21 protein-coding genes and 1 pseudogene are annotated in these 24,277 nt (G+C 67.9%); 8 read left to right on the top strand and 14 right to left on the bottom strand.

From position 1 onward, the window contains the following. Window positions 1-106 precede the first annotated feature (106 nt). Window positions 107-1,501: a VWA domain-containing protein gene (locus tag ACFWQC_RS13340; RefSeq protein WP_378678264.1), complete on the top strand. Its 1,395-nt coding sequence runs from the start codon at window positions 107-109 to the stop codon at window positions 1,499-1,501. An 81-nt stretch (window positions 1,502-1,582) separates the two neighbouring features. Continuing rightward, window positions 1,583-2,818, top strand: coding sequence for an NAD(P)/FAD-dependent oxidoreductase (locus ACFWQC_RS13335; RefSeq protein WP_378678261.1), 1,236 nt, complete (start codon window positions 1,583-1,585; stop codon window positions 2,816-2,818). Window positions 2,819-2,864: 46 nt separating this feature from the next. On the opposite strand, the gene ACFWQC_RS13330 is transcribed toward ACFWQC_RS13335, so the two are convergent. The 7 genes and pseudogenes from ACFWQC_RS13330 to ACFWQC_RS13300 all read right to left on the bottom strand — a co-directional run bounded on the left by ACFWQC_RS13330 (window position 2,865) and on the right by ACFWQC_RS13300 (window position 12,011). After that, window positions 2,865-4,307 carry an aldehyde dehydrogenase family protein gene (locus ACFWQC_RS13330; RefSeq protein ID WP_378678258.1) on the bottom strand — a complete coding sequence of 481 codons (1,443 nt, stop codon included), beginning with the start codon at window positions 4,305-4,307 and terminating at the stop codon, window positions 2,865-2,867. A 98-nt stretch (window positions 4,308-4,405) separates the two neighbouring features. Next, a complete protein-coding gene (locus ACFWQC_RS13325; protein WP_378678255.1) occupies window positions 4,406-5,512 on the bottom strand; it encodes an extracellular solute-binding protein in 1,107 nt (368 codons plus the stop codon). Between the two features lie 2 nt (window positions 5,513-5,514). Then, a pseudogene (locus ACFWQC_RS13320) lies at window positions 5,515-6,369 on the bottom strand (NAD(P)-dependent oxidoreductase); the annotation flags it as partial. A gap of 19 nt (window positions 6,370-6,388) precedes the next feature. Further along, window positions 6,389-7,138, bottom strand: coding sequence for an SDR family NAD(P)-dependent oxidoreductase (locus tag ACFWQC_RS13315; protein WP_378678252.1), 750 nt, complete (start codon window positions 7,136-7,138; stop codon window positions 6,389-6,391). A gap of 32 nt (window positions 7,139-7,170) precedes the next feature. After that, window positions 7,171-8,931: a hydantoinase B/oxoprolinase family protein gene (locus ACFWQC_RS13310; protein WP_378678249.1), complete on the bottom strand. Its 1,761-nt coding sequence runs from the start codon at window positions 8,929-8,931 to the stop codon at window positions 7,171-7,173. After that, window positions 8,931-11,000 (bottom strand): hydantoinase/oxoprolinase family protein, encoded by a 2,070-nt coding sequence (locus ACFWQC_RS13305; RefSeq protein WP_378678246.1) that lies wholly within the window; start codon window positions 10,998-11,000, stop codon window positions 8,931-8,933. Before ACFWQC_RS13305 ends, ACFWQC_RS13310 begins: the two co-directional genes overlap by 1 nt. A 138-nt stretch (window positions 11,001-11,138) precedes the next feature. After that, window positions 11,139-12,011 (bottom strand): LysR substrate-binding domain-containing protein, encoded by an 873-nt coding sequence (locus ACFWQC_RS13300; RefSeq protein ID WP_378678243.1) that lies wholly within the window; start codon window positions 12,009-12,011, stop codon window positions 11,139-11,141. A 134-nt stretch (window positions 12,012-12,145) separates the two neighbouring features. Here ACFWQC_RS13300 and ACFWQC_RS13295 point away from each other — a divergent pair, with 134 nt between their 5' ends. The 6 genes from ACFWQC_RS13295 to ACFWQC_RS13270 all read left to right on the top strand — a co-directional run bounded on the left by ACFWQC_RS13295 (window position 12,146) and on the right by ACFWQC_RS13270 (window position 17,686). Beyond that, entirely contained in the window at window positions 12,146-13,072 is a 927-nt protein-coding gene (locus tag ACFWQC_RS13295; protein ID WP_378678240.1) for a LysR family transcriptional regulator, read from the top strand. Between the two features lie 324 nt (window positions 13,073-13,396). Continuing rightward, complete coding sequence (locus ACFWQC_RS13290) at window positions 13,397-14,389, top strand: ABC transporter substrate-binding protein (protein WP_378678237.1); 993 nt, start codon at window positions 13,397-13,399, stop codon at window positions 14,387-14,389. A gap of 46 nt (window positions 14,390-14,435) precedes the next feature. Beyond that, a complete protein-coding gene (locus ACFWQC_RS13285; RefSeq protein ID WP_378678234.1) occupies window positions 14,436-15,269 on the top strand; it encodes a dienelactone hydrolase family protein in 834 nt (277 codons plus the stop codon). Between the two features lie 13 nt (window positions 15,270-15,282). Then, on the top strand, window positions 15,283-15,903 hold the full coding sequence (locus ACFWQC_RS13280; RefSeq protein ID WP_378678231.1) for a cysteine hydrolase family protein: 621 nt from the start codon (window positions 15,283-15,285) through the stop codon (window positions 15,901-15,903). After that, window positions 15,900-16,589 carry an isochorismatase family protein gene (locus ACFWQC_RS13275; RefSeq protein ID WP_378678228.1) on the top strand — a complete coding sequence of 230 codons (690 nt, stop codon included), beginning with the start codon at window positions 15,900-15,902 and terminating at the stop codon, window positions 16,587-16,589. The genes ACFWQC_RS13280 and ACFWQC_RS13275 overlap by 4 nt, the downstream gene beginning before the upstream one ends. A gap of 2 nt (window positions 16,590-16,591) precedes the next feature. After that, window positions 16,592-17,686 (top strand): ABC transporter substrate-binding protein, encoded by a 1,095-nt coding sequence (locus ACFWQC_RS13270; protein ID WP_378678225.1) that lies wholly within the window; start codon window positions 16,592-16,594, stop codon window positions 17,684-17,686. Between the two features lie 34 nt (window positions 17,687-17,720). Here ACFWQC_RS13270 and ACFWQC_RS13265 read toward each other — a convergent pair whose 3' ends face one another. Genes ACFWQC_RS13265 through ACFWQC_RS13235 form a run of 7 tightly spaced genes read right to left on the bottom strand, consistent with a single transcriptional unit; the run spans window position 17,721 to window position 24,247 of the window. Next, on the bottom strand, window positions 17,721-18,710 hold the full coding sequence (locus ACFWQC_RS13265) for an ABC transporter substrate-binding protein (RefSeq protein ID WP_378678222.1): 990 nt from the start codon (window positions 18,708-18,710) through the stop codon (window positions 17,721-17,723). Window positions 18,711-18,739: 29 nt separating this feature from the next. Further along, window positions 18,740-19,573, bottom strand: a complete 834-nt coding sequence (locus ACFWQC_RS13260) for an ABC transporter permease (RefSeq protein ID WP_378678219.1) — start codon at window positions 19,571-19,573, stop codon at window positions 18,740-18,742. Then, window positions 19,570-20,364, bottom strand: a complete 795-nt coding sequence (locus ACFWQC_RS13255; protein ID WP_378678216.1) for an ABC transporter ATP-binding protein — start codon at window positions 20,362-20,364, stop codon at window positions 19,570-19,572. The genes ACFWQC_RS13260 and ACFWQC_RS13255 overlap by 4 nt, the downstream gene beginning before the upstream one ends. Before the next feature lie 31 nt (window positions 20,365-20,395). Then, window positions 20,396-21,382, bottom strand: a complete 987-nt coding sequence (locus tag ACFWQC_RS13250; protein ID WP_378678213.1) for an ABC transporter substrate-binding protein — start codon at window positions 21,380-21,382, stop codon at window positions 20,396-20,398. Continuing rightward, complete coding sequence (locus ACFWQC_RS13245; protein WP_378678210.1) at window positions 21,382-22,398, bottom strand: amidohydrolase family protein; 1,017 nt, start codon at window positions 22,396-22,398, stop codon at window positions 21,382-21,384. The genes ACFWQC_RS13250 and ACFWQC_RS13245 overlap by 1 nt, the downstream gene beginning before the upstream one ends. Continuing rightward, complete coding sequence (locus tag ACFWQC_RS13240) at window positions 22,395-23,099, bottom strand: 4-carboxy-4-hydroxy-2-oxoadipate aldolase/oxaloacetate decarboxylase (RefSeq protein ID WP_378678207.1); 705 nt, start codon at window positions 23,097-23,099, stop codon at window positions 22,395-22,397. Before ACFWQC_RS13240 ends, ACFWQC_RS13245 begins: the two co-directional genes overlap by 4 nt. Continuing rightward, entirely contained in the window at window positions 23,099-24,247 is a 1,149-nt protein-coding gene (locus ACFWQC_RS13235; protein WP_378678204.1) for a zinc-binding dehydrogenase, read from the bottom strand. The genes ACFWQC_RS13240 and ACFWQC_RS13235 overlap by 1 nt, the downstream gene beginning before the upstream one ends. Window positions 24,248-24,277: the final 30 nt, after the last annotated feature.

The following is a 24,277-nucleotide window of genomic DNA, read 5'->3' as shown; positions in this document are numbered from 1 at the left end:
CCGTCGATTCAAGGATGCGGTCCATGCTCTGGTTCACCTCCCCCACCTCCCTCGCCGGCGCGCTCGCCCAGAAGCGTGCGCCTGCGGAGCTCGTCGGGGCATCCTGATGAGCGGCTCCGCGGTCGGCTCAGGCCTCCTGGAACGGCATCTGGAGTTCGTCCGCGCGCTGCGTACGGCGGGACTGCCGGTCTCCCTCTCCGAGGACCTGGACTCCGTGACCGCACTGGCCAGGGTTCCTTGGAGCAACCGGGCGATGGTCCGCGACACGTACGCCGCCACACTGGTCAAGAAGCACTCCCAGCGCTCCACCTTCGATGCGCTCTTCGACCTCTACTTCCCGGCGATGGTCGGCGACGGCGGCGGCCGGGCGTCGGAACCAGCCGCCCACGAGCCGGTCGGCGACAACCTCGATGTGCTCGACACGATGCGTCGCCGGGTCCGGCGCGCCCTGCGCGAGTCCGACCTGGACGACCAGCTGCTGCGTCAGCTGGCGGCGGAGTCGGTCGGCCGCTTCGGCACCGATGCGGGGCGCACGAACGGCGCATCGCCATGGTCGGCGTACGAGACCCTGCAGCGCCTCGACGTGCAGCAACTCGTCAACCAGTTGGTCGAGGGGCTGATGCGCGACGGCGTCGAGCGCGAGCAGGCCGACACGTTTGCCCAGGGGCGACTGACCGAGTTCATCTCGGCCGTGCTCGCCGACATCGAACGACGCACCGCTGAGCGGAAGGGGCCGGACCGCGGGGCTGCGGAGCAGGTGCGGCCGACCATCGACAAGCTGGCGTTCTCCGACGCTCGCCACGCCGACCTGGTGGCGATGCGACGCGAGGTCTATCAGCTGGCGCGGCGGCTGGCGACCCGGTTGGCCAAGGAACGGCGCAGCCGTGGTGGCGGTCCGGTCGACTTCCGCCGGACGATCCGGGCATCGATGGCGACCGGCGGCGTGCCGTTGACCACACACCACCGGCCCAAGCGCCCACACCGCACCGACCTGGTCGTGCTGTGCGACGTCAGCGGCTCGGTGGCACACTTCGCGCACTTCACGCTGATGTTCGTGTACGCCCTGCGGGAGGCGTTCCAGGGCATGCGGGCATTCACGTTCGTCGATGACGTGCATGAGGTCACCGACGACCTGCGCCCCGACGCCGGCCCGGACGAGGTCATCGCCGGGCTGGCCGGCAGCACCCGCGAGGCGGCACTGGCGGGACGTACGCACTATGGCCGGGTCTTCGAGCGGTTCGCCGCCGAGCACGGCGAGGCGGTGGGACCACGTACGACACTCCTGATCTTGGGCGATGCTCGCGCCAACTACGCCTCTCTCGGCGACGAGGCTCTGCGGGAGCTGGCAGCAGCCGCGAAGCGCACCATCTGGCTCAATCCCGAGCCGGTGCGCAACTGGGGTGCCGGGGACTCGGCTGCGATGGTCTACGGCGACATCGTCGAGATGGCGGAGTGCCGCAACCTCCAGCAGTTGGCCGGGTTCGTCTACGACCTGGCCTGAGCGGCGTTCTGACGGTTGACCCCTACCTTCCATTCCCCATTCGATGTTATGGTCTAACCAATTGACCAATAGGAGCGAAGAATGAGCAGGACGCTGATCATCGGAGCCAGTCAGGCCGGCCTGCAGGTCGCCACCACGCTGCGCGAGCTGGGTGACGAGGGCCCCATCACACTGGTCGGCTGCGAGACCCACTTGCCCTACCAGCGCCCACCGCTCTCCAAGGCCTACCTGGCCGGGAAGGTCGGGCTGGAGGGGCTCACCTTCCGCGGCGAGCAGTGGTATCGCGACAATGCGATCGATTTGGTCCTCGGCGAGAAGGTCACCGAGGTGACCCTTCCCACCGACGGAAGCCCCGGCATCGCGATCACCGCGGCCGGACGACCGCTCGAGTTCGAGCGGCTGGCACTCACCGTCGGCGGGCGAGCCCGCCGGATCGCAGTGCCCGGTAGCGACCTGGACGGCGTCTGCTACCTGCGCCACCTCGACGACGCGGGCGACCTACGGAGCCGCATGGACTCCGCAGAAAACGTCGTCGTGATCGGCGGCGGCTTCATCGGTCTCGAGGCCGCCGCCGGCGCCCGAGCAGCGGGCAAAAGGGTCACCGTCGTCGACATCGCCGACCGGCTGCTCGCCCGCGCTGTCGCCCCCGTGGTCTCCGAGTTCTACCTCGAGGCGCACCGCCGCCGCGGCACCGAGGTCCTGCTCGGCACCAGGATCGAGCAGATCGTCGGCTCCGACGGCCACGTGACCGGGGTAGAGCTCGCCGCCGGGCAGACGCTTCCCGCCGATCTGGTCCTCGTAGGGGTCGGTCTGCAGCCACGTACCGAACTCGCCGAGCAGATGGGCCTGGCGGTCGACGGTGGCATCGTGGTCAGCACCGACGCGCGTACGTCCCACCCCGCCGTCGTCGCCGCCGGCGACTGCACCGTCACCACCCACCCCGACCACGGCTCGCTCCGCCTCGAATCGGTGCAGAACGCGGTCGCCCAGGCGAAGGTCGCCGCCTCCACGCTCCTCGGCGTCGTCCCGCCGGCCGCCGGCATCCCGTGGTTCTGGTCCGACCAGGCCGATCTGAAGCTGCAGGTCGCGGGGCTGAACAGCGGCTACGACGACGTGGTGGTGCGCGGCGAGCCCGACAGCGAGTCCTTCTCCGCGCTCTACTACCACGACGGTCAGCTCATCTCGACAGACTCCATCAACGCCCCGCGTGACTACATGGCCGTCCGCAAGATCCTCGAACGCGGCGGCAACGTATCCCCTGCCGCTGCCGCGAACCCCGACATCCCTCTCAAGGATCACCTGAAGGCGATCGCCTGAGCGACGAGCGAAAAAGTACCTGTCGTGATCTCAGCCCTGGATGGGGTCAGAGGATGACGGTCACGGACTTGTTCCGGCCGTAGCTCAGCAGCTCGTCGAGCGAGCTCTCCTTGCCGAGACCGCTGCTTTTGAAACCCCCGAACGGGGAGCCGGTCGGACGCTTGCCGGTGCCGTTGACCGAGATGTAGCCCGAGTCGATGTGCCGGGCAGTACGAATGGCCTGCGAGATGTCGTTGGTCCAGACGTTGCCGGTCAGACCGAACTCGACATCGTTGACCTGAGCGATCATCTCGTCGTAGTCGTCCCAGTCCAGGACGGAGACGACCGGGCCGAAGATCTCCTCCTTGGCGATCCGCATGTCCATCGTGACGTCGGTGAACGCGGTGGGGTCGATGAAGAACCCGGTGTCCAGGCCGGCGGGCCGCTTGCCGCCGTAGGCGAGCGTGGCGCCCTCCTCGATGCCGGCCTCGACGTACGAGCAGACCTTCTCGTAGTGCGCGCGGAAGGCGATCGGGCCCATGTCGGTGTCGTCGCGCATGGGGTCACCGACCTTCAGCTCGGAGAGCCGCTTGACCAAGGCGTTGACGAACCTGTCCTTGACGTCTCGGTGCACGAACACGCGCGACGACGAGCCACACGACTGCCCCATCGACCGCGCGAAGTTCATCGCTGCCACGGATGCGACCGCAGCCCGCTCGGCGTCAGCATCCGGGAAGACGATCATCGGGTTCTTCCCGCCGAGCTCGAGACTGACGTGCTTGATCGTGGGCGCACCTGCCGCCATGATCCGCGCGCCCGTCGGCACCGAGCCGGTGAAGGCCACTCGGGGTACGTCCGGATGGCCGGACAGCGCCGCGCCTGCCGTGGCACCGGAGCCGGTGATGATGTTGAGCACGCCTACGGGGAAGAGGTCTTTGACCACCTCGGCGAGTCGAAGCGCGGACAGCGACGACTGCTCTCCCGGCTTGGCGACCACGGGCGCGCCCGCCGCCAGGGCCGCGGCGACCTTGCCGGAGATGAACTTGATGGGATGGTTGAACGGCACGATCCGCGCCACCACCGGGTACGGGACGAACTCGGTGTAGGTGAGCTGGTCGGGTCCGCTGGGGATCGTCTGTCCCTTCGTCTCACCAGCCAAGCCGGCGAAGTATCGGATCTCGTCGGCAGCACTCGTCACGTCCGCGCGCATGCTGGCGACCGGGAGGCCGGAATCGAGCGCGTCCAGCTCGGCCAGCTCGTCGCGGTGCTCGTCGAGCAGATCGGCGTAGTCGCGCAGCAATCGGCCGCGCTGCGTCCATGGCGTCCCGCTCCACTCAGGCGCTGCTCGCCGCGCCGCCGCAACAGCCCTGTCCACGTCCTCGGCGGTTGCATCAGGCAGGTCGCCGATGACCTGCTCGGTCGCCGGGTTCTCGGCAGGAAGCGTCGCGCCGTTCGACGCGTTCACGAGTTCGCCGTCGATGAGCATCTTGCGGGAGGGAATCTTGGTCACACCGTTCTCCGTCATTGTCGAATGGCTCCGTCGGATGCTTCGGCCCGCCCGAGTACCGGGTGGGTGCCGTCTTCCGGCACCCACCCGTCTCGCGGTGGCTACTTCTGGCCGGTCACCTCGGCGTACATGTCCTGATAGGTGTCGAACTCGTCCTTGAGCTGCTCGACGTCGACCGAGACGATCTCGGTGCCCTGGTCGAGGCCCGCGTTGGCGTCCCTCTTCAGCGCCGAGGTCAGCCCCGCCTCACGCAGCACCTGCTGACCATCGGTCAGGATCCATACGTAGAAGAGGTAGGCGGCCGCGGGGTGGGGCGCACTGTTCATCAGAGCCACCCCGTTTGGCCGCTGCACGACCGGCTGGACCACAGGCTCGTACGACAGTGGCGCACCGGTCTTGGCCACCCCGGCGGTCTGGTAGTCGTAGGTCGACATCGCGACCGCGTACTTGCTGGCGGCGAGCTGGCTCATCTGCGCGGCGTGACCGTCGACCATGGCGGAGTTGGCGGCGATGGCCTTGAAGAGGTCGGTGACCTCCTGCTCGCTCATCCCCTTCTCGTTCATGTAGTAGTCGCGCAGCGCCATGAACCAGTCGACCTCGTTGATCTCCATGGACAGCTTCCCCTGGTACTTGGGGTCGGCGAAGTCCTCGATCCGCTTCGGCCAGTCCGCATCGGGCAGCTTCTCGGTGTTGCGTGCGACGACGAACCGGTTGAGCCGGTCGGCCGTCCACCCGTCCTTCTGCCCCTCGTCGACCACGAGGTCGCGCTCAGGACCGGTGAACTCACCGAAGTGACCCTCGGCGGCCAGGGCGGTCAGCTCGAAGCCGTTCAGCTCGAGCAGGTCGGCGCCGTTGTCGTTGCCGCCCGCCTGCTCGGTGTCGACCTTGGTGATGACGTCCTCGGACGACATCCGGGGCATCTCGACCTCGATGTCGTACGCGGCCTCGAACGCTTTCTCGACGACCGGCGCTGCCTCGGGGGTGAGGGTCGAGTAGACGGAGAGCTTGCCCTCGGCCTCGGCGGCCTTGACCAGCTCCTCCATGCGCTCCTCGCCCTCGAGGTTGTTGAACGTCTCGTAGACGTCGGCTGCCTGGTCGATGTTCTCCTCGTTGCCGACGGAGGCGGCGCGGTTCACTCCCCCGCCACAGCCGGTGAGCAAGAGCGATACGGCGACCGCAACCGCGGCCAGTCCCTGGTAGGTCTTCATGGCTACTCTCTCTCCGCATCGGGGTCGAGGTCCTGGATCAGCAGGGTGTTGATCCGGTCGGGCGTGATGCCGGGCATCAGGTCGTACGCGAGGTCGGTCAGCGGCATCCGGTAGCCGAGCGGCTCGGCCATCTTGCGGGCGTTGTCGATGTCCTTCTTCCACCAGGTGAAGCGCATCTGGTCGATCTCGGCGAGCGTCCGGCTGGCGGCCGGGCTGTCCAGCAGCGCCTCCCGCAGCTTGGACGGCGCCACCCCCAGCCGTCGGCCCAGCAGCACCGCCTCGTGCACCCCGGAGATCTGGATCCAGTGGCACAAGTTGTTGACCGTCTTGCCCACCTGGCCGGACCCGAGCGGACCGAGGTGATGGACAGCCTTGGTCCACGGCTCGAGCGCCGGACGGATCCGGTCGAGCACGGCCTCGTCGCCGCCGACGAGCAGGTTGATCTCGCCGCTCTCTGCCCCGCGTACGCCGCCGGTCAGGGCCGCGTCGAGGACGGAGACGCCGTGCGGAGCACCGGCCTTGGCGATGTCCTCGCAGGTCTCGGGGGTGACCGAGGCGCTGATCACGATGGCCGAGCCGTCCCTGGGCGCGGACAGCAGCCCGTCCTCACCGAGGCAGACGGTGCGTACGTCCTCGTCGGAGGGGACGACGACCAGGATCACGTCGTTGTCGGCGATCTCCGTCAGCGTCCGGGCAGGCTTCGCGCCACGTTCGACGACCTGCTGGCGCACGTCGGCGTCCACGTCGAGCACCGAGGTCGGCACCCCCGCGTCCACCAGGTACTCGGCCATCGGGCGACCCATCGCGCCCAGACCGATGACTCCCACACTCTGCGTCATTTGTTCTGTTCCTCTCCTCGTGCCTGGATGTGATGTGTCAGCGGATGCCGTGGAAGAAGCCGCCGTCGACCAGCAGGTCGGCGGCCGTGACGAAGCCGGCGTCGTCGGAGGCCATGAACGCGACCGCGGCCGCGATGTCCTCGGGCTGCCCGCCGCGGCCGAGCAGGTTCTCGCGCTTGCGGCCCTCGGGCTCGACTTCCTCGCCGACGGGCGAGCCGACCTTGTTGGGGATGACGGTGTTGACCCGGATCCCGTGCTTGCCGAGCTGGTTGGCCATCGAGCGCGACATGTTGAGCACTCCGGACTTGGCCACGCCGTAGACCAGCGCGTTGGGTCTGCCGTGGAAGCCGGAGGTCGAGCCGATGTTGATGATCGCGCCCTGCCGCTGCGTCGCGACCATGTGCTGTCCGACGTACTTGCTGCAGAGGAAGACGCTGTCGAGCGTCACCTTCAGGACCTGGTGCCAGACCTCTTCCTCGAGGTCCAGCACGGTGGCGCCGCGGTCGGTGATCGCGACGTTGTTGACCAAGATGTCGATGCCACCGAGATGCTCGACGACGCCTGCGACCAGGGCCTGGACATCGGCGCTCTCGGAAACGTCGCACTTGAAGAACTGCGCGGCGCCCGGGTGGGTCTCCTCGATCTCGGCGACCGTGCGCTGACCGCGCTCGACGTCGAGGTCGACGACCGCGATCCTGGCGCCCTCGTCGGCGAACCGCTTGGCCACCGCGGCGCCGACGTTGCGGCCCGCTCCGGTGACGAGGGCGACCTTGTTCTCGAATCTCATGAGCTCTCCTGGTTGTGGGAGTTGTCGGCTGGTCAGGCGGAGACCGCGGCGCGGAGCCGCGAGGTCTCGGTCTCGTCGACGCGGTAGCCGGCGTCGTCCGCGACCAGCGCGACGCCGTAGTCGCGGCGGGCGCCGTCGACTGTCACGTAGCCGTCGAGGACGTCGGCGACGACCTGCTCGACCGGGCGGGTCAGCGGGTTGCCATAGCCGCCGGCGCCGGTCATCTCGCGGCGCAGCACGTCACCGGCGTGCAGCCGGAAGGTGCCGTCCTCGGACAGGATCACGTGCTCCTGCGGCGTACCGGGGTTGACGACGGTCGCACCGGCCGAGCCCGGGCGGCCGCCCTGGCGTCCGTCCGGCGACGAGAGCATCTGGCCGACCCGGCTGCTGAACTGGCCCTCGCCGAGCATGCGGTACTCACGGACGTACGCCAGGCCACCCCGGTGGCGACCGGGGCCGCCGGAGTCGGGGACCAGCTCGAAGCGGACCAGTTCGACGGGGAACTCCGACTCGATGATCTCGATCGGGGTGATGGTGCCGTTGGCGACGTGTGCCTTGGAGGCGGAGACGCCGTCCCCGTCGGCGCGGGCGCCGATCGCGCCCGCGGGCAGCTCGTACTGCACCCGCGGGAATCCCCCGCTCCTATCGAAGTGCGCCAGCGTGCCGCTGATCCCGCGGCTGCTCTCCGCGATCCGGGCCATCGGCAGGATCTCGGCGAGCGCATCGAAGACCGCCTCGGCGGCGACGTTCGCGATCGGCATGTAGGTGTTGACCGGTGCCGGGATGTACGGCTCGAGGCAGGATCCCGGACGAGTCAGGCTCTCCACGGCGAGGGTCAGCCCCTCGTTGGAGGGCAGGTCCGGGTCGACCAGGCACTTGATCGCGTAGCTGCAGACCGCGCGCACCAGCGGCGGCCGGATGTTGTACGGCCCGGCGACCTGGTCGTCGGAGGCCGTCCAGTCGAAGCTCGCCTGGCCACCGTCGATCCGCACCGAGACGCGTACGACGATCGGCTCACCGCCCTCCAGGCCGTCGCTGTGCACCTTGGCGCTGCCCGTGTAGACCCCGTCGGGCCACTCCTTGACCGCCGCGCGGACGCGCTGCTCGGTCAGCAGGTAGAGCCGCTTGCCGGCTGCGGCGACGACGTCGGCGCCGTGCTTCGCGCACAGGTCGGCCACACGGGAGGCACCCAGCGCGGTCGCTCCCACCTGCCCGCTGAGGTCGCCGAGAACCAGCTCCGGCGTCCGGCTGTTGGCGGCCAGGATGGTCTCGACCTCGAGCACCACGGTGCCCTCGGCCATGAACTTCACCGGCGGCAGCATGATGCCCTCGTGGAAGATCTCCCGGGCCTGCCCCGAGCTGCTGCCCGGGACCATGCCGCCGATGTCGCTCTTGTGCGCGATGCTGGCACTGAAGCCGAACAGCTTCCCGTCGAGAACGATCGGCGAGATCAGCGCCATGTCGGGCGCGTGCGGGCTGCCGCCGTAGTAGGGGTGGTTGACGACGAAGGCGTCGCCCGCCTTCAGGGTCTTCGCCGGGTAGCGCTCGAGCAGCGCGTCGACGCAGGCAGGGAAGGCACCGAGGTGCAGCGGCAGCACGGTGAACTGTGAGAGCACCCGCCCCTCGGAGTCGAGGATCGCGCAGCTCGCGTCGCGCGACTCACGCACGATGGTCGAGTAGCCGGTGCAGAAGAGCGCGTTCTGCATCTCCTGGACGATCCCGCCCAGGCTCTGGCTGATCACCTCGACGGTGATCGCGTCAACGGTGCTGTCATCGGTCACGTGGGCGGTCATCAGCTGTTCTCCACGATGAGGTTGCCGAGCGTGTCGACGGTGACGCGCTGCCCGGGGCACACGACGGTCGTCGAGTCGTACTGGTCGATCAGGGCCGGGCCCTCGAACGAGTGGCCGGCGCGGAGCTTCTCGCGCTGGTAGACGTTCACCGGGAACGGCGTGTCTGCGACCTCGGAGAAGTACGCCTCGCGCGTCCCGACCACGGCGTCGGTGACCGGTCCGGTCGCCTCCTCCACCGCGGCCAGCTCGACCGAGGGGACCCGGCCGTACGCCTCGACGCGGTAGTTGACGACCTCGACCGGCTGGCCGGGCGCGCTGTGCCCGTGGCATTGCTCGTGGATCACGTCGAAGGCGGCGCGGATCGCGGCGACGTCCTCCGGGGTCTGCGGGAGGCCGGTGAGCGGGACCGGGTTCTCATAGCCCTGACCGGCGTAGCGCAGATCGGCGTAGTAGCGGAACGCCATCTGGTCGAGGTCGAAGCCCTCGGCACGCAGCTGCTGCTCACCCTGGGCCCGCAAGTCCCCGAAGAGCTCCGCCATCGAAGCCGGGTCGACGGTGGCGATGTCGGACAGACGGCTGCGCAGATAGTCGTGCTTGACGTCGGACATGAGCAGGCCCAACGCCGAGAACGCACCCGGGTACGTCGGGATCACGACCTTGGCCAGGCCGAGGTCCTTCGCGATGCGACAGGCGTGCAACGGGCCGGCACCGCCGAACGGGACCAGCGCGAACTCGCGCAGGTCGAAGCCACGCTCGGTCGAGATCGACTTGACCGCCTCGCCCATCTGGACGTCGATGATCTTCACGTGGCCCTCGGCTGCTTCGAGCAGGTCCATGCCGAGCGGGTCGGCGAGCCCGGTCCGTACGGCCTCCTCAGCGAGTGACCTGTCGATCCTCATCGCACCGCCGAGGAGGGAGCCGGAGTCGAGGTAGCCGAGGACGACGTTGCAGTCGGTGGTCGTCGGTTGCGTGCCGCCGCGCAGATAGCAGGCCGGGCCTGGGACCGCGCCCGCGGAGGCCGGTCCGACGTGGAGGGCGCCGTAGGCGTCGACACGAGAGATCGTGCCGCCACCGGCGGCGACGGTAGTGATGTCGAGCATCGGGATCGCGATGTCACGACCGTCGATCTTGGAACGGTCGGTGATCACCGGCTCGCCGTTCTGGATCAGGGCGACGTCGGTGCTCGTGCCGCCCATGTCGAACGTGATGATGTTCAGCGAACCCGTGTCGCGACTCAACGCACTGCCCGCGGTCACCCCACCGGCCGGGCCGGACAGGATGGTCCCGACCGCGCGGCCCGCGGTGCTGGCGAAGGGAGCCGAGCCGCCGTTGGACTGCATCGTGAAGCGCGCCTCCGGCGCCACCTTGCGCTCGTCGAGCTCGCCTTCGAGCTTCTTCACGTAGCGTCCGAGGATCGGGGAGACGTACGCGTTGATGACGACGGTGCTGAGCCGGAAGTACTCCCTGATCTGTGGCAGGAGCTCACAGGAGGTCGAGACCCACCACTTCGGGTGCGCCTCGACCAGCATCTCCTTGATCCGGCGCTCGTGAGCGTCGTTCATGAAGGCGAAGAGCAGGCAGACCGCGACCGCCTCGACGCCCTCCTTCTCGAAGCGCTTGATGAGCTCCTTGACGGAGTCCTCGTCGAGAGGCTCGCGTACGCTCCCGTCGGCTGCGATGCGTTCGGCAGCCTCGCCCGTACGTCGCCCGGGGGCCAGCAACGAAGGCTTCTGGTAGCCGAGGTCGAAGACCGCCGGGCCATACGGCCGGCTCTGCTCCATCGTCTCGTAGATGCCCGTGAAGCCCTCGGTCACGACCAGGCCGACGGCGGCGCCTTTCTCCTCGAGCAGGGCGTTTGTCGCCACGGTCGTCCCGTGGGAGAAGAAGACGATGTCGCTCGCGGCGATGCCCTCGGCTTCGAGGACGTCGAGCCCGTCGAGCACCGCCCTGCCGGGGTCGTCCGGAGTGGACGGGACCTTGAGGATCCGGTGCTTCCCGGTGTCCTCCTCGAGAAGCACGAAGTCGGAGAACGTTCCTCCGGTATCGACGGTCAGGCGATATCTCGGCACGGGCAACCTCCACCAATGGACTAACGTTGTTTGGTTAGTCCATATGAGGTTCGTCACACCCGTCAACCGGATCCACGGAGTGTGCACACAATTCGTGCCGATCCAGAACGGATCGTTCTGAATCGTCCGGCGGCAGGCTCAGGATCCTGTCAGCAGAGAGACGACGACCCCGACGAGCGGATTGTCCGACCCGGCTCGATACCCCAGCACCAAGTCCAAGGTCCCGGCCTCGGGTAGGTCCCGAAACACCACGCCCTGCAGCGGATGCGAGCGCACCCCCTCGGGCACGATCGCCACCCCGAGACCTGCCGCGACCAGCGCCAGGAGAACCGATCCACCCGCCGCCTCGTGCTCACGCCGCGGCGTGTAGCCGGCCCCGGCACACAGGCGCGTGACTCGCGCATTGAGCGCAGAGTGCGGGCTGCTGTAGCAGACCCACGACTCATCACGCAGATCGCTCACCGAGATCCGTGCCTTCCCCACCAACCGATGCTTCGTGGGAAGGGCGAGCACCAGCGACTCCGAGACGAAGGGCGCCGTGGCGAGGTCCCGGCCGAGCACGGGCGGTCGCAGGATGCCGACCTCGAGGGTGCCGTCACGCAGCCCTTCACACTGAGCAGGGGTCAGCATGTCGGCATGGATCCCGAGCGCGACGTCCGGCAGTGCCTGCTTCACGACGCGGGCGATGTGCGGCAGGTGTGAGAAGGCAGCGGTGCCGTTCATCCCGATCCTGAGCAGGCCGGCCTGCCCCGCCGACAACCGGCGTACGCCGGCGATCGTCTCATCGAGGCGCCCGAACATCTGGTCCGTCTCGGACTTGAGGAACTCGCCCGCCGTGGTCAAGGACACCTGCCGGGTCGTCCGCTCGAAGAGCGTGACCCCGAGCTCAGCCTCCAGCTGGCGCACCTTCAGCGAGAGTGCAGGCTGGGCGACCTGGAGGCGCTCGGCCGCGCGACCGAAGTGGCAGGTCTCCGCGACGGCAGCGAAATAGCGGAGATGGCGTAGATCCATCGACTGACACCAACCTTCCTTCTCTGTTCACCTGCAACCGCTCGTCCGGTGGCCACCCGGCCGGACCACCATAGACTCCGCGATTCCAGCACCGACCCTCCAATGCAGATGGGCACACGAGGGGTCCGGCTACAGTGACGCTGACGTCGCGCCGGCGCCCAGCCGGCGCCGAGCCGAGGGGACCAGCGATCGACGTACGACAGCTCCGCTACTTCGCCGCCCTGGCCGATACCCTCCATTACGGTAAGGCGGCCGAGCGCCTGCAGGTATCCCAGTCCGCACTCTCGCAGACGATCCGGCAGCTCGAGACCGAGCTCGGCGTCACTCTGCTCAACCGAACCACGCGCCAGGTGCTGCTCACGCCGGCGGGAGAATTCCTGCAGTCCGAGGCGCAGCAGATGCTGAGCCGCCTGGACGAGGCGACCGACAGCGTGCGCCGCTTCTCCGCCGGCCAGAAGGGATTGCTCCGCCTCGGACTGACCGGGACGGCGGCCTTTGCCTACCTTCCCCAGATCGCGCGTACGCTGCGGCAGCGCCTGCCTGAGGTCGAACTCGCCGTCCACGCCGACATGCTCACCCCAGACCAGTGCGATGGCATCCGCGCCGGCAGCCTGGACATCGGCATCCTGCGTCCGCCCGTGGTCGGCGACGACATCGAGACCATCCCGTTCACCACCGAGCCGCTGCTCCTGGCCATGCCGGCCGACCACAGGCTCGCCGACCGGTCAACCATCTCGGTCGCAGACCTGCGCAACGAGCCATGGGTGACCTACAGCAGTCACTACTCAGCCCTCAACGAGACCGCGACTCGGATGTGCCGTGAGGCCGGGTTCACCCCGCGCCGCGAGCACGCCGGAGCCGGCACCTCGGTCCTCCTCGGTCTCGTCGCCGCAGGCCTGGGCGTCGCGCTGGTACCCGGCGGCGTGCGCGCCTTCCCAATGGAAGGCGTCGTATTCCACGAGCTCGACGAAGCTGACCCCCTTGAGCTCGTGCTGGCCTTCCGCGCAAGCGGCGCGAGCGCGGTCGCGGAGGTCGCGCTGCCTCTGCTCGCCGGTTTCTGAGGTACGCCCCGCCACCGTCTGCTCGCACCTGTCGTCGCACGCCACGCGACACCAGGCAGCCCTGCGCGTCCTGGAGAGATACGCGAATGGTTATTTATTAGCCCGACCCTTGTCAACAACGTCGATTATTCAGTAGCGTCACGTCTCAATCGCACGACGGCGTGCCGACGACTCATGACGGGGCCGCCTAGTTCGACCCCGGGAACGGCGGTGAGGCAAGTGAACGAAGCTCGGCGCAGACGCAGGTCCCAATGTGTGGCGGTCGCGATGCTGGCGACCATGACGTGGGGAGCGGGAGCCCGCGGCTCTTCCCCAGTCGCATCCATGGATGAATCCGACAGCTCAGCGAACCACCCGTGGACCGGGCTCACCGGTCAAGCACGGGAGGACGCCCTCCTCGCGGCCGCCAAGAAGGAGGACGAGCTCATGGTCTACTCGGCCTTCAACGACAAGCAGGCGATGGCTGATGCGTTCATGAAGGAGTACGGCCTGGAGGTGGCTGTCTACAACGGCAACTCCGAGTCGGTCCTACAGCGAGTCGTCCAGGAGACGTCCGGCAACAAGCTCAACAACGACGTCATCGTGCTCCCGGCACCGGATCTGGAGTCGCTCAACGACAGCGGCATCCTGACGCCGTACGAGTCCGAGTATCGCGATGCGGTCTCGGTGCGCGGCAAGGGCGAGGACTGGACCGGCATCCGTCGACTGGCGTTCGTGGCCGGCTGGAACACCAAGAAGGTGTCGGAAGACGAGGTTCCCGCCGACTACGCCGACCTCACCGACCCCATCTGGAAGGACCGGATGAGCATGGAGCTGGGCGACTACGACTGGTATGCCACTTTGGCCGACCACTACCTGGACGAGGGCATGTCGGAGGCCGAGGTCGACGACCTGTTCCAAGGTCTGGTAGCCAACTCCGAGGTGACCAAGGGCCACACGGCTCAGGGCGAGTTCCTGATCGCTGGCAAATTCGACATCGCACTCTCGCTCTACTCCCAGACCGTCGACCGTGCGAAGGAGGATGGCGCCCCGATCTCCTACGGTGACGCCACACCACGGATCGGCCCAGTCGTCGTTCGCTACGACGCCGGCGCGCTCATGAAGGGCGCCGAGAACCCGGCTTCCGCCACCTTGTACCTCGACTTCCAGCTCAACGAAGCGGGCTTCGAGGTCGACCGCGAGCTCGGCTCGCTCCCCCCGGTCCCCAGCGCGGACGACCCGATCGCCGGGGCGGACATTCTCGAGCAGGACGTCGCCGAGCTCGTCGAGCACCGCGAGGAGCTGGCCGACAAGTACGACAGCCTCGTCAACCACTGAGAGGGAAGACAACTGCATGTGCATCGAACCCGAAGGTGTCCCCCCGATGCTCCCGAAGGAGGCGCGAGGCCCCTCTGACCGGATCGATCCTCGCGAGCTCACCCCGTTGGGGCCTGTCTCCTGGGGGTACGCGGCGGTCCCGTCTGTACCCGCGACGGCCCCGCGGCCGATCCTCATCCAGTGCCACGAGCGCTACGGTGTCGTCCAGCACACCGTCGAGCTGGCCGACAGGTTCGCCGACGCCGGGCTGGTCACGGTGGCTCCGGACTTCTACGCCGATGTAGAGCTCACCGGCGAGGAAGAGCGGCTCCCGGAGATCTCCGACGCAGCGGCACTTCGCCACATCGACGCGGCGATCACGTACGCCCGCACGCTCGAGGGCTGCAGCGACGACTCGCCCGTCGCGGTGATCGGCGTGTGCCGGACCGGAAGCTACGGTCTGGTAGCCGATGCCGAGCGGGACGACATCAACGCCGTCGTCATGCTCTACGGCGGGGCGCAGGCGCGCGAATACGAGCTCGGCGACCTGCGCTCGGTGCCGTACGACAAGATGATCCGGGCCGGCACCTCGCCCGTTCTGGGTCTGTGGGGCGAGAAGGACCACACGATGTCGGTCGATGACGTGCGCGCTGTGCGCAACCTGATCGAGGACGCCGGCCGCAGCTACGACTTCGTGCTCTACCCCGACATGCCGCACGGGTGGCTCAACGACACCATGCCGGGCCGCTTCCGTGAGCAGGAGGCCACCGCGTCGTTCGAGACCATCACCCGCTGGCTGCACGAGCGGCTCAGTGGCACCGATGACAACCAGGTCACCTGGTCGTTCACCTCGGCGTACGCCACCGACTACGACTTCGCCAGCAACCCCCGACTGCACTGAGAGAGACACCTTCATGGACCGCCCCACCCAACCGATCACCTCCTACGATCCCGCCCGCACGGCGCTCGTCGTCTTCGACATGCTCGAGGCCTACCGCCCAGCGATCGAGGAAGCCGGATCGCACCTGACGACCGTCAAGCTGATCGCGGCGTGCCGCTCGGTCGGAACCCCGATCTTCTACGCCCGGGCCGACCACCGCATCGACGGCGCCGACTTCGCGCGGTCGATCGCCGACACCGACTCCTCCTTCACGCCCTGGGGACCGGCGAACCCGATCAAGCACAACCCACCCCACGACAGCGGCTCCCCCGAGTACCAGGTGCTCGCCGAGCTGGCGCCACAGCCCGGTGACTACGACGTGCCCAAGCATCGCTGGTCGGCCTTCCACGGCACGCACCTGGAGGTATCCCTCCGCAGTCGCGGGATCGAGCGGATCATGCTCGTCGGCGGCTCGGTCCACGTCGGCATCGCCTCAACGGCGTACGACGCCCGCGACATGGACTTCCAGGTCACTGTTGTCGAGGACTGCTGCAACGGCTTCCTCGAGCAGCGCGAGTTCTTCATGCGCAAGGTGTTCCCGCGCATGGTCAACGTACGCACCCTCGATCAGGTCGTCGAAGCGCTCGGCGCGTGAGCGACCGGACGACACCGGAGGGCGCGGCGATGAAGCGATGGACGCAGAACGTGCCCGAGCATGAGGCTGGCGCGCTCGGTGCCGGGCGACTCGGGCTCGGGCAGAGGTCGGCGCTGATCGTCGTCGACGTGACGTACGGGTTCACGGGGTCGGCGGGTCTGACCCTCGATGAGGCACGGCAGGAGTACTCCACCGCGGCTGGCCCCTCGGCGTGGGAGGCGATGCCGCACATCGCCCGGCTGATCGAGCTCGTACGCAGCAAGAGCATGCCCGTCGTCTACACCCGCTCGAGCGCGAACGACCAGGCCTTCGTCGGTCGAGCAACGAAGAAGCCCAGGAGCGGCGCCAGGCTCGCGGACGGCTTCGGCGACTTTCCGGACACGATCGCTCCCGAGACAGGCGACTGGGTGCTCGAGAAGGCCAAGGCGAGTGCGTTCTTCCAGACGCCGCTCTCGGTCTTCCTCGTGCGCGAGAAGGTCGAGTCGGTCATCGTCTGCGGCGTATCGACCTCCGGGTGTGTCCGGGCAACGGCCGTCGACTCGTGCTCGAACGGCTTCAGCACCTTCGTCGTCGACGACGCGTGCTTCGACCGATCCTGGTTCGCGCACTGCAACAACCTCTTCGACATGGCCACCAAGTACGCCGACGTGCTGTCGGTCGACGAGCTCGAGAAGAAATGGAGTTGAGGATGAAGCACCAGGTTCTCGCGGGAACGGCCGGAACGTTCGCTCTCGCACTACTCGTGACCGGATGTGGCGGCAGCCCCGTCGCTGGCGGCGCGCCGGAGGCGAACGCGGACGCGACGGCTGTCTACGACAGGATCAACAGCCTCAGCGGCCAGGAACGCGAGGCGGAGCTGACCGAGCTCGCCGAGGAGGAGGGTCAGCTGACCGTATACACCTCGAACACCGACATGGAGACGATCATCGCGGGCTTCGAGAAGGAGTACGACATCGATGTCGAGCTCACCCGCGGCAACTCCGAGACGGTGCTGCAGAAGCTCCTCACCGAAGGGAGCGCGGGCAAGCTCAAGGTCGACTTCGTCGACAACAACGCCAACGAGCTCAACATCATGGCCGACCAGGGCTTCCTCTACGACTACGAGAGCGAGTACCGCGATGCCGTCCGGCAGGACGGCCAGATGGACGGCTGGACCTCCCACTACTTCAACGCGTTCGTCGTCGGCTGGAACACCGACAAGGTCGTGGCCACAGACCTGCCGAAGGAGATCAAGGACTTCGCCGACCCGAAGTGGAAGGGCCTCATCTCGCTCGAGCTCAGCGACATCGACTGGTACGCCGCCGTCTCCACCTACTACCTCGACCGGGGCATGAGCGAGCAGGAGGTCGACAGGATGTGGGCCGGCATCGCGGCCAACGCCTCGGTCGAGAAGGGGCACAGCACGATGGGTGACATGCTCTCGGCCGGCAAGCTCGACATCGCCCTCTCGATCTACCAGCACACCGTCGACGGCGCCTCCGCCGACAACGGTGCCCCGGTGGCGTGGAACCTCGACGGTCAGCACGTGGAGCCCGTCGTGGTCCGTCCCAACGGCGCCGGCCTCATGTCGGCGGCCGAGCACCCTGCGGCCGCCATGCTGTTCATGGACTACGTGCTCAGCGAGGGGCAGCAGACCATCGCCGACGTCCACCGGATCCCGACCGTGGAGGGAGTTCCCTCACCGATCGACGAGGTCGAAACGATCGGCGTCCCGGAGGAGGAGATGACCGGCGACCGGTACGAGTACTGGGACGACAAGTACCGCGACCTGGTCGGCGGATGATGCCGCCCGCCCACGCGACCGCCGGTTCGGGGAGTCAGCTGGTCCCGAATGCCTTCTCTACGTGGGAGGGGTCGATCAAGCCATCAAGGTCCACGTCCTCGACCCCCTCGACGGACCCATCCAGGAACTCCACCGATAGTTCCAGCTGCTCCGGCGAAGCGAGTGGAGCCTCCTGGATGACCTCGGAGGTGTAGTAGTTCCATGCGTCATCCAGTGCCGCCTGATCGTCCTCACCGAGGTAGTCGCCGAGGATCCGAGTGGCGCCCTTCTGGTTGCTCTGTACGAAGTCCGTGCCCTGCTTCAAGGCAGCGAAGAACTGGTCCAACACCTCCGGGTGTTCCTCGTTGTAGGAGGTCAGCGCGACGTAGCTGACGTTCATGTACGGGATGTCCTCCTTGGCCAGGTCCACCAGCCGGTGCAGACCCGCGTTCTTGAACTGCAAGCTCGCCGGCGGATGCGTCGCGGCCGCGTCGATGGCCCCGCTCAGCAGTGCGTTGTTGACGTTGGACACGTTGCCCAAGGGCACCAGGTCGACGTCCGACGGTTCCAAGCCGGCAGCCTTGATCGCCTCGACCGTGCCGACGTACTGCGAACCGCTCTTCGAGGTGTAGCCGACCTTCTTGCCCTTCAGCTCTACACCGGTGGCCACGTCCGCATACAGCTCGAAGGGCAGCACAGGTGTGGCCGCGCCGAGGATCTTGACGTCGTTTCCCGCCGCAGCGGCCGAGACGACCTGAGTGCCACCGATGGCGGCCATGTCGACCTGGCCGGACAGCAACGCCGGGAAGCCCTTCTCACTGTCCAGGTTGACGAGCTCGACCTCGAGGTCATGCGCCGCGAAAAAGCCTTGCTCCTTCGCGGCCCACAGCGGCAGGTTGTCGGCCACCTTCTCGCTGTAGCTCACCTTGATCGTGGTGAGGCCGTCCGCCGACTCGTCGCCGCCGCAGGCGGTGAGTGTGGCTGAGGCGACCGCGATCAGGGCCGCTGCGACGACACCCCGCTTCATCCAGGTTCCTTGGTTCATCTGTCTCTCCTTGTCGTGGGGTTGGACGGTCAGTGGCTGGCGGGGCGCCAGGATGCGAAGTGCGCCTCCACACGGCGCAGGAGCGCCGTGAGCGCCACGCCAGTGATCGCGAATACGAAGAGGCCGACGAAGATCTTCGACGACTGGTACTGCTGGGCAGCGGTGTTCATCATCATCCCGACGCCGTGTTGGGCACCGCTCAGCTCGGCGACGTAGACGCCGATGAGCGCCTGGCCAACCGCGAGCCGTAGGCCGCCCGCGATGAAGGGGACGGTGCCCGGCAGCGCGACGGTGCGGAAGAGCTGGAGGTCGCTGGCGCCGAAGCACTGGGCCACCCGCACGACGCCCTGCTCGAGGGCGTGCATGCCCTGCGCCGTGTTGATGAGGATCGGGAAGACCGACATCAGGAACACGATGATGACCTTCGGTGTGATGCCGAACCCGAAGAAGACGATGATGAGCGGTGTCATGGCGATGCGCGGCGTCGCGTAGAGGAACGTGATGAACGGCGACAGTGCCCAGTCGACCGGCCGATACCAGCCGATCAGCAGTCCCAGCGGCAACCCGACGAGCACGGCGAAGAAGAGTCCGATCACCAGCTCTTGGAAGCTGGCCCCCATGTCCGCCCAGAAGGACGCCTGCTGGAACATGGAGACGCCCTCGTCGAGCACGTCGAATGGCCCTGGGAGTACGCCACGTGGCTTGATCTCCAGCAGCACGACCACCTGCCAGGCGACGAGCGCGGTGAGTACCGCTGCGGTTCCCACGAGGAACTTCGGCGACAGCCACGGCCTGCGCGCTGGCCGTCCGCCGGCCGGGGTGCTCGCCTGTGGTGGCGATTTCACCGTGGTCGTCGTGCTCATGATCGGGCTCCTTCCTTGGCGGCGTACAGCACGTCGGCGATCTCGTCGTGCAGGTCGGCGAACTCCCTCGTACGCCTGATGCCCTGCGCCCGAGGGCGCTCCCAGGGCACCGTGATCTCCTGGACGATGCGGCCGGGTCGAGGGCTGAAGACGGCGACCCGGTCGGCGAGAAAGGCCGCCTCGGAGATGTCGTGGGTGACAAACAGCGCGGTGACGTCCCGGGCCGCGCACACCCGCAGCAGCTCGGCCTGGAGAACCTCGCGGGTCTGTGCATCGATGGCCGCGAACGGCTCATCGAGCAGCAGGATCTCCGGGTCGACGGCGAGCGCGCGGGCCAGGTTGACCCGTGCCTGCATGCCGCCGGAGAGCTGGCTCGGAAAGGAGCTCGCCGCATCGGTGAGGCCGACCAGCTCGATCAGCTCCATGCCGCGCTCGCGGGCCTCCGTCTTCGACCAGGCCTTCGAAATCTCGAGCCCGTAGGTGACGTTCGCGAGCACGGATCGCCAGGGCAGCAGGTTGGGCTGCTGGAAGACCATCGCCCGGTCGGGGCCTGGCCCCGGGATGACGCGCCCATCGAGGGTCAGCTCTCCCCCACTGGTCGGGACGAAGCCCGCGACTGCGTTCAGCACCGTCGTCTTGCCGCAGCCAGAGGGACCGACGAGGCAGACGAAGTCGCCGCGACTGATCTCGAGGTCGACGGAATCTACGGCCGTGACGACCTCGTCCGTGCCCGGTTTCGCATACTGAATGAGCAGGTCACGTGCAAGCAGGTGACTGGCGGTTGCTTCCAAGGCGCTGCCTTTCTGGTGGGGTGGGGCGGTCTCAGATCACGAAGGACTCGGTCGCCTCGGGCGCAAACAGCTCATCGGCGGTCCGAGGCCGGGAGGAAAGTCCTTGCTCGTGGTGGTAGCGGCAGAAGACGTCAAGGACGTGCCGGTTCGCCTCCAGGCCGTAGGACCAGTAGTCCGGGCCGAGCAGCGCTCGCGCCTCCTCCAGGTGAGGCATCATCCAGGGCTCCATGAACCGCAGCGCGGAGGCGTCGTAGATCCGCTCGTACGCCTGGTTCCTGGCGATGGTGAGCGCTTTGGTCAGCGACTGGGCGACCCACGGGTGCCGCTCGTAGACCTCGCGCCGGATCGCGACCACATGCATGATCGGGAAGATCCCGGTGCTGGCGTAGTAGTCCTTCTCCGCGGCCACCATGTCCGGGAAGAGCCGGCGCACGCGGCCGTCGCCGCGCCCGAACGAGCTCGGGATCCGGGGACCGTAGAACGCGTCGATCTCACCGGCATGGAGCATCTCGTTGAGCGTCCGGTCGGGCGGGATCGGGGTCACCTCGAAGCGGGTGCTGATCGCGCCCTTCTCGATCCGGCCGGGTGCCTCCTGACCGCCGGTGAGATAGGTGACCGAGTCCAGCGGGACGTCGTACTCGTCGGCCAGGATTCCGCGGATCCAGACGTTCGCCGTCAGCTGGAACTCGGCGTTGCCGACCTTCTTGCCTCGCAGGTCTGACGGCTTCTCGATGCCGGCGTCGGCGTTGACGAAGATCCCACCGTGGCGGAACTGTCGTGAGGTGAAGACCGGCAGCGCCACGAAGGGGACCGGGTCGCGATCCAGGGTCGCCAGGTAGGTCGACAGCGACATCTCGGCGATGTCGAACTCTTGGTGTCGTGCCATCCGGAAGAAGGTTTCCTCGACCGGCAGACGGAGGTACGTCAGGTCGATGCCGTCCGCGCGGACGGACCCATCCTCGAGGGCCCGGGTGCGGTCGTAGTCGCCGCAGGCGAAGGAGAGATGGAGGTTCCCCATCAGCGCCCCATCGCGGTCAGGCGCTGGTCCAGGCGCGGGTAGACCCGGCGCGCATTCGCCTCATAGATCTTGGTGAGCTCCTCCCGCTTCAGGCCGGAGGCTTCGACGTACTGCAGGGTGTCGTCCCACTCCAAGCCGGTCTCCGGGTCGGCACCACGTACGGCGCCCAGCATCTCGGCGGCGAACAGAATGTTGTCCGCGGGGATCACCCGGGTCAACAGGTCGATGCCGGGCTGGTGGTAGACGGCGGTGTCGAAGAAGACGTTGTCGAGCAGCTCGGCCGGGTCCTGCCAGCCGTAGCGCATCGCCAGGCCGCGGTAGCGACCCCAGTGGTAGGGCACCGCTCCCCCGCCGTGCGGGATCACGAAACGCAGGCCCGGGAACCGCTCGAACAGGTCCGACTGGAGCAGCTGTGCGAAGACACTGGTGTCGGCGTTGAGGTAGTGGGCGCCGAGGGTGTGGAAGTTGGGGTTGCACGCGGTCGAGACGTGGACCATCGCGGGGACGTCCAGTTCCTCGAGCGCCTCGTAGACCGGGAACCAGTATGGGTCGGTCATCGGGAGGCCCGCCCAGGTGCCGGACGGGTCCGGGTTGAGGTTGACCCCGACGAAGCCGAGCTCGGTCACCACGCGCTGGATCTCCTTGACCACACGCCCCAGCGAGCCGTCCGGGGTCTGCGGCAGTTGCGCGACGGGGGCGAAGCTGTCCGGGAAGAGCTCGGTGACCCGGTGGACGAGGTCGTTGCAGGTGCGCGCCCAATGGACCGCGACGTCGCGGTCGGGGACGTGGTGCTCCATGCCGGAGGCCTTTGGTGAGAAGAGCATGAAGTCGGCGCCGCGCTCGCGCAGGACCTTGAGCTGGTTGTGCTCGATGCTCTCGCGGATCTGGTCGTCGCTGATGCGGGCCGGAAACGGCACCGGCATCGCAGGATCGGCCAGTCTCACGAGCTGCCCGTCGCGGAAGTCCTGGTGCTCTCGCGGGGTCGTCGTGTAGTGACCGTGGACGTCGATGATCATGCCTGCTGCTCCTTCACCCATTCCTCGTAGTCGACGTAGCGGGTGCCCGCCTTCTCGACCAGGGGACGCATGTTGTTGACGTCGAGGGCGATCTCGCCGGCGACGTACCGGGCTCGTGCCTTCGCCTCCTTCTCCTCGCGCGCCTTCGACGCGGCGATCGCGTCCGCGGCCCGCAGCCGCGGGACGACGACGACCCCGTCGTCGTCGGCGACGATCACGTCGCCGGGATGCACGATGCGGCCGCCGATGCTGATGGGTATGTTGACGTCGCCGAGGTTGCCCTTGCCGGTGCCTTCGGCGGAGATCGCCTTGGACCAGACGGGGAAGCCCATCTCGTTGAGGTCGGCGACGTCGCGTACGCCCGCCTCGATCACCAGGCCGCGTACGCCCCGCGCACGGAGCGAGGTGGCGAGCAGGTCGCCGAAGTAGCCCATGTCGCAGGGCGCGGTCGGTGCGACGACGAGGATGTCGCCCTCGCCGCACTGCTCGACCGCGACGCCGATCGTGGTGTTGTCGCCGGGGGCGACGGTGGCGGTGACGGCGTTGCCGGCGATGCGTACGCCCTGCTGGATCGGAGCCAGGTGGGACCCAAGCAGACCGGTGCGCCCCTGTGCCTCGTGGATGGTGGCGACGCCGTACGCCCCCAGGGCATCGACGAGCTCGCTGGCCGCCCGCGGCGGGTTGGTGACGACGACGGGCATCAGCGAACCGACCCGCCGGCCTGGCCGACCATGTCGGGCATCATCGAGACGTGGATCGCATCCTCGTCGGTCTCGCCGGCGAGCACGCGGATGGCGTGGTCGACCTGGTCGATGCCGTAACGGTGGGTGGCCAGCTTCTCCAGAGGGTAGCGGTGCGAGGCGAGCTGAGCGACCGCGAGCTCGCAGGCGTTGAAGGAGTGGCCGCGGGCGGACTTGATCGTGATCGACTTCTCGGTGACCTTCTTGACCGGGAAGTCGGGGAAGGCGGCGAGCTCGCCCTGGATGAGAAGGGTGCCCTCCCGGCGCTTGAGGACGTCGACGCCCAGCAGCACCGGGGCGGTGCCGGCACGGGAGGTGCAGTCGAGGACGAAGTCGACGCCGCGACCGCCGGTCAGGTCCATGACCTTCTCGCGCGGGTCCTCGGCGAGGACGTCGATCGTCGCGTCGGCACCGAGCTCCTTGGCGAGCTCGAAGCGCTTCGCGTCGCGGGTGGTACCGGAGACGATGACATGGGCGGCGCCCGCGGTCTTGGCAGCGACCAGCTGGGCCAGGCCCTGCTGGCCGGGGCCCTGGATCAGGACGGTGTCGTTGTAACCGACGCCGGCGGTGAGCAGCGCCCACTCGATGCCGTTGGACAGCGGCATGACCAGCCCGGCTTCTTCAGCCGTGATGGTGTCCGGGATCTTGTGCATCACCGAGTTCCAGGGCAGGTACATGTACTCGGAGAAGCCGCCCCACAGCGTGCCCTCGAAGCCGGCGGAGGTGTAGCCGAAGCGCCGGGCGTCGGGGTTGGTCCGCCAGTCGGTGGCCTCGCAGTGGCGGTACTCGCCGATCCGGCACCACTCGCAGCTGAAGCAGGCGACGTAGTGCTCCAGGAAGACGCGGTCGCCGATCTCGACGTCGTGGCGGCGCAGGAAGTTCTCGCCGGCCTCGGCGATAACCCCGACGTTCTCGTGGCCCATGATCACCTCGCCCTTGGTGGCGGGGGTGGTCGGCGGGCTGGAGTAGAGCTTCACGTCGGTGCCGCAGATGCCTGCGACCTCGACCCGGAGCAGGGCCGAGTCGGCATCGATCCGGGGCCTGTCGAACTCGCGCATCTCGGTCGTGCCGGGTGCGGTGCGGACTGCCGCGAGCACCTTGTCGGTCATGGACTCTCCCTTATGAACTGGCATTGGCAG

This window comes from Nocardioides sp. NPDC058538, from assembly GCF_042719275.1.
In the GTDB taxonomy this organism is placed as follows: Bacteria; Actinomycetota; Actinomycetes; order Propionibacteriales; family Nocardioidaceae; genus Nocardioides.
Note: the sequence above shows the minus strand (reverse complement) of the source record. Positions and strands in the feature narration are given on the sequence as shown.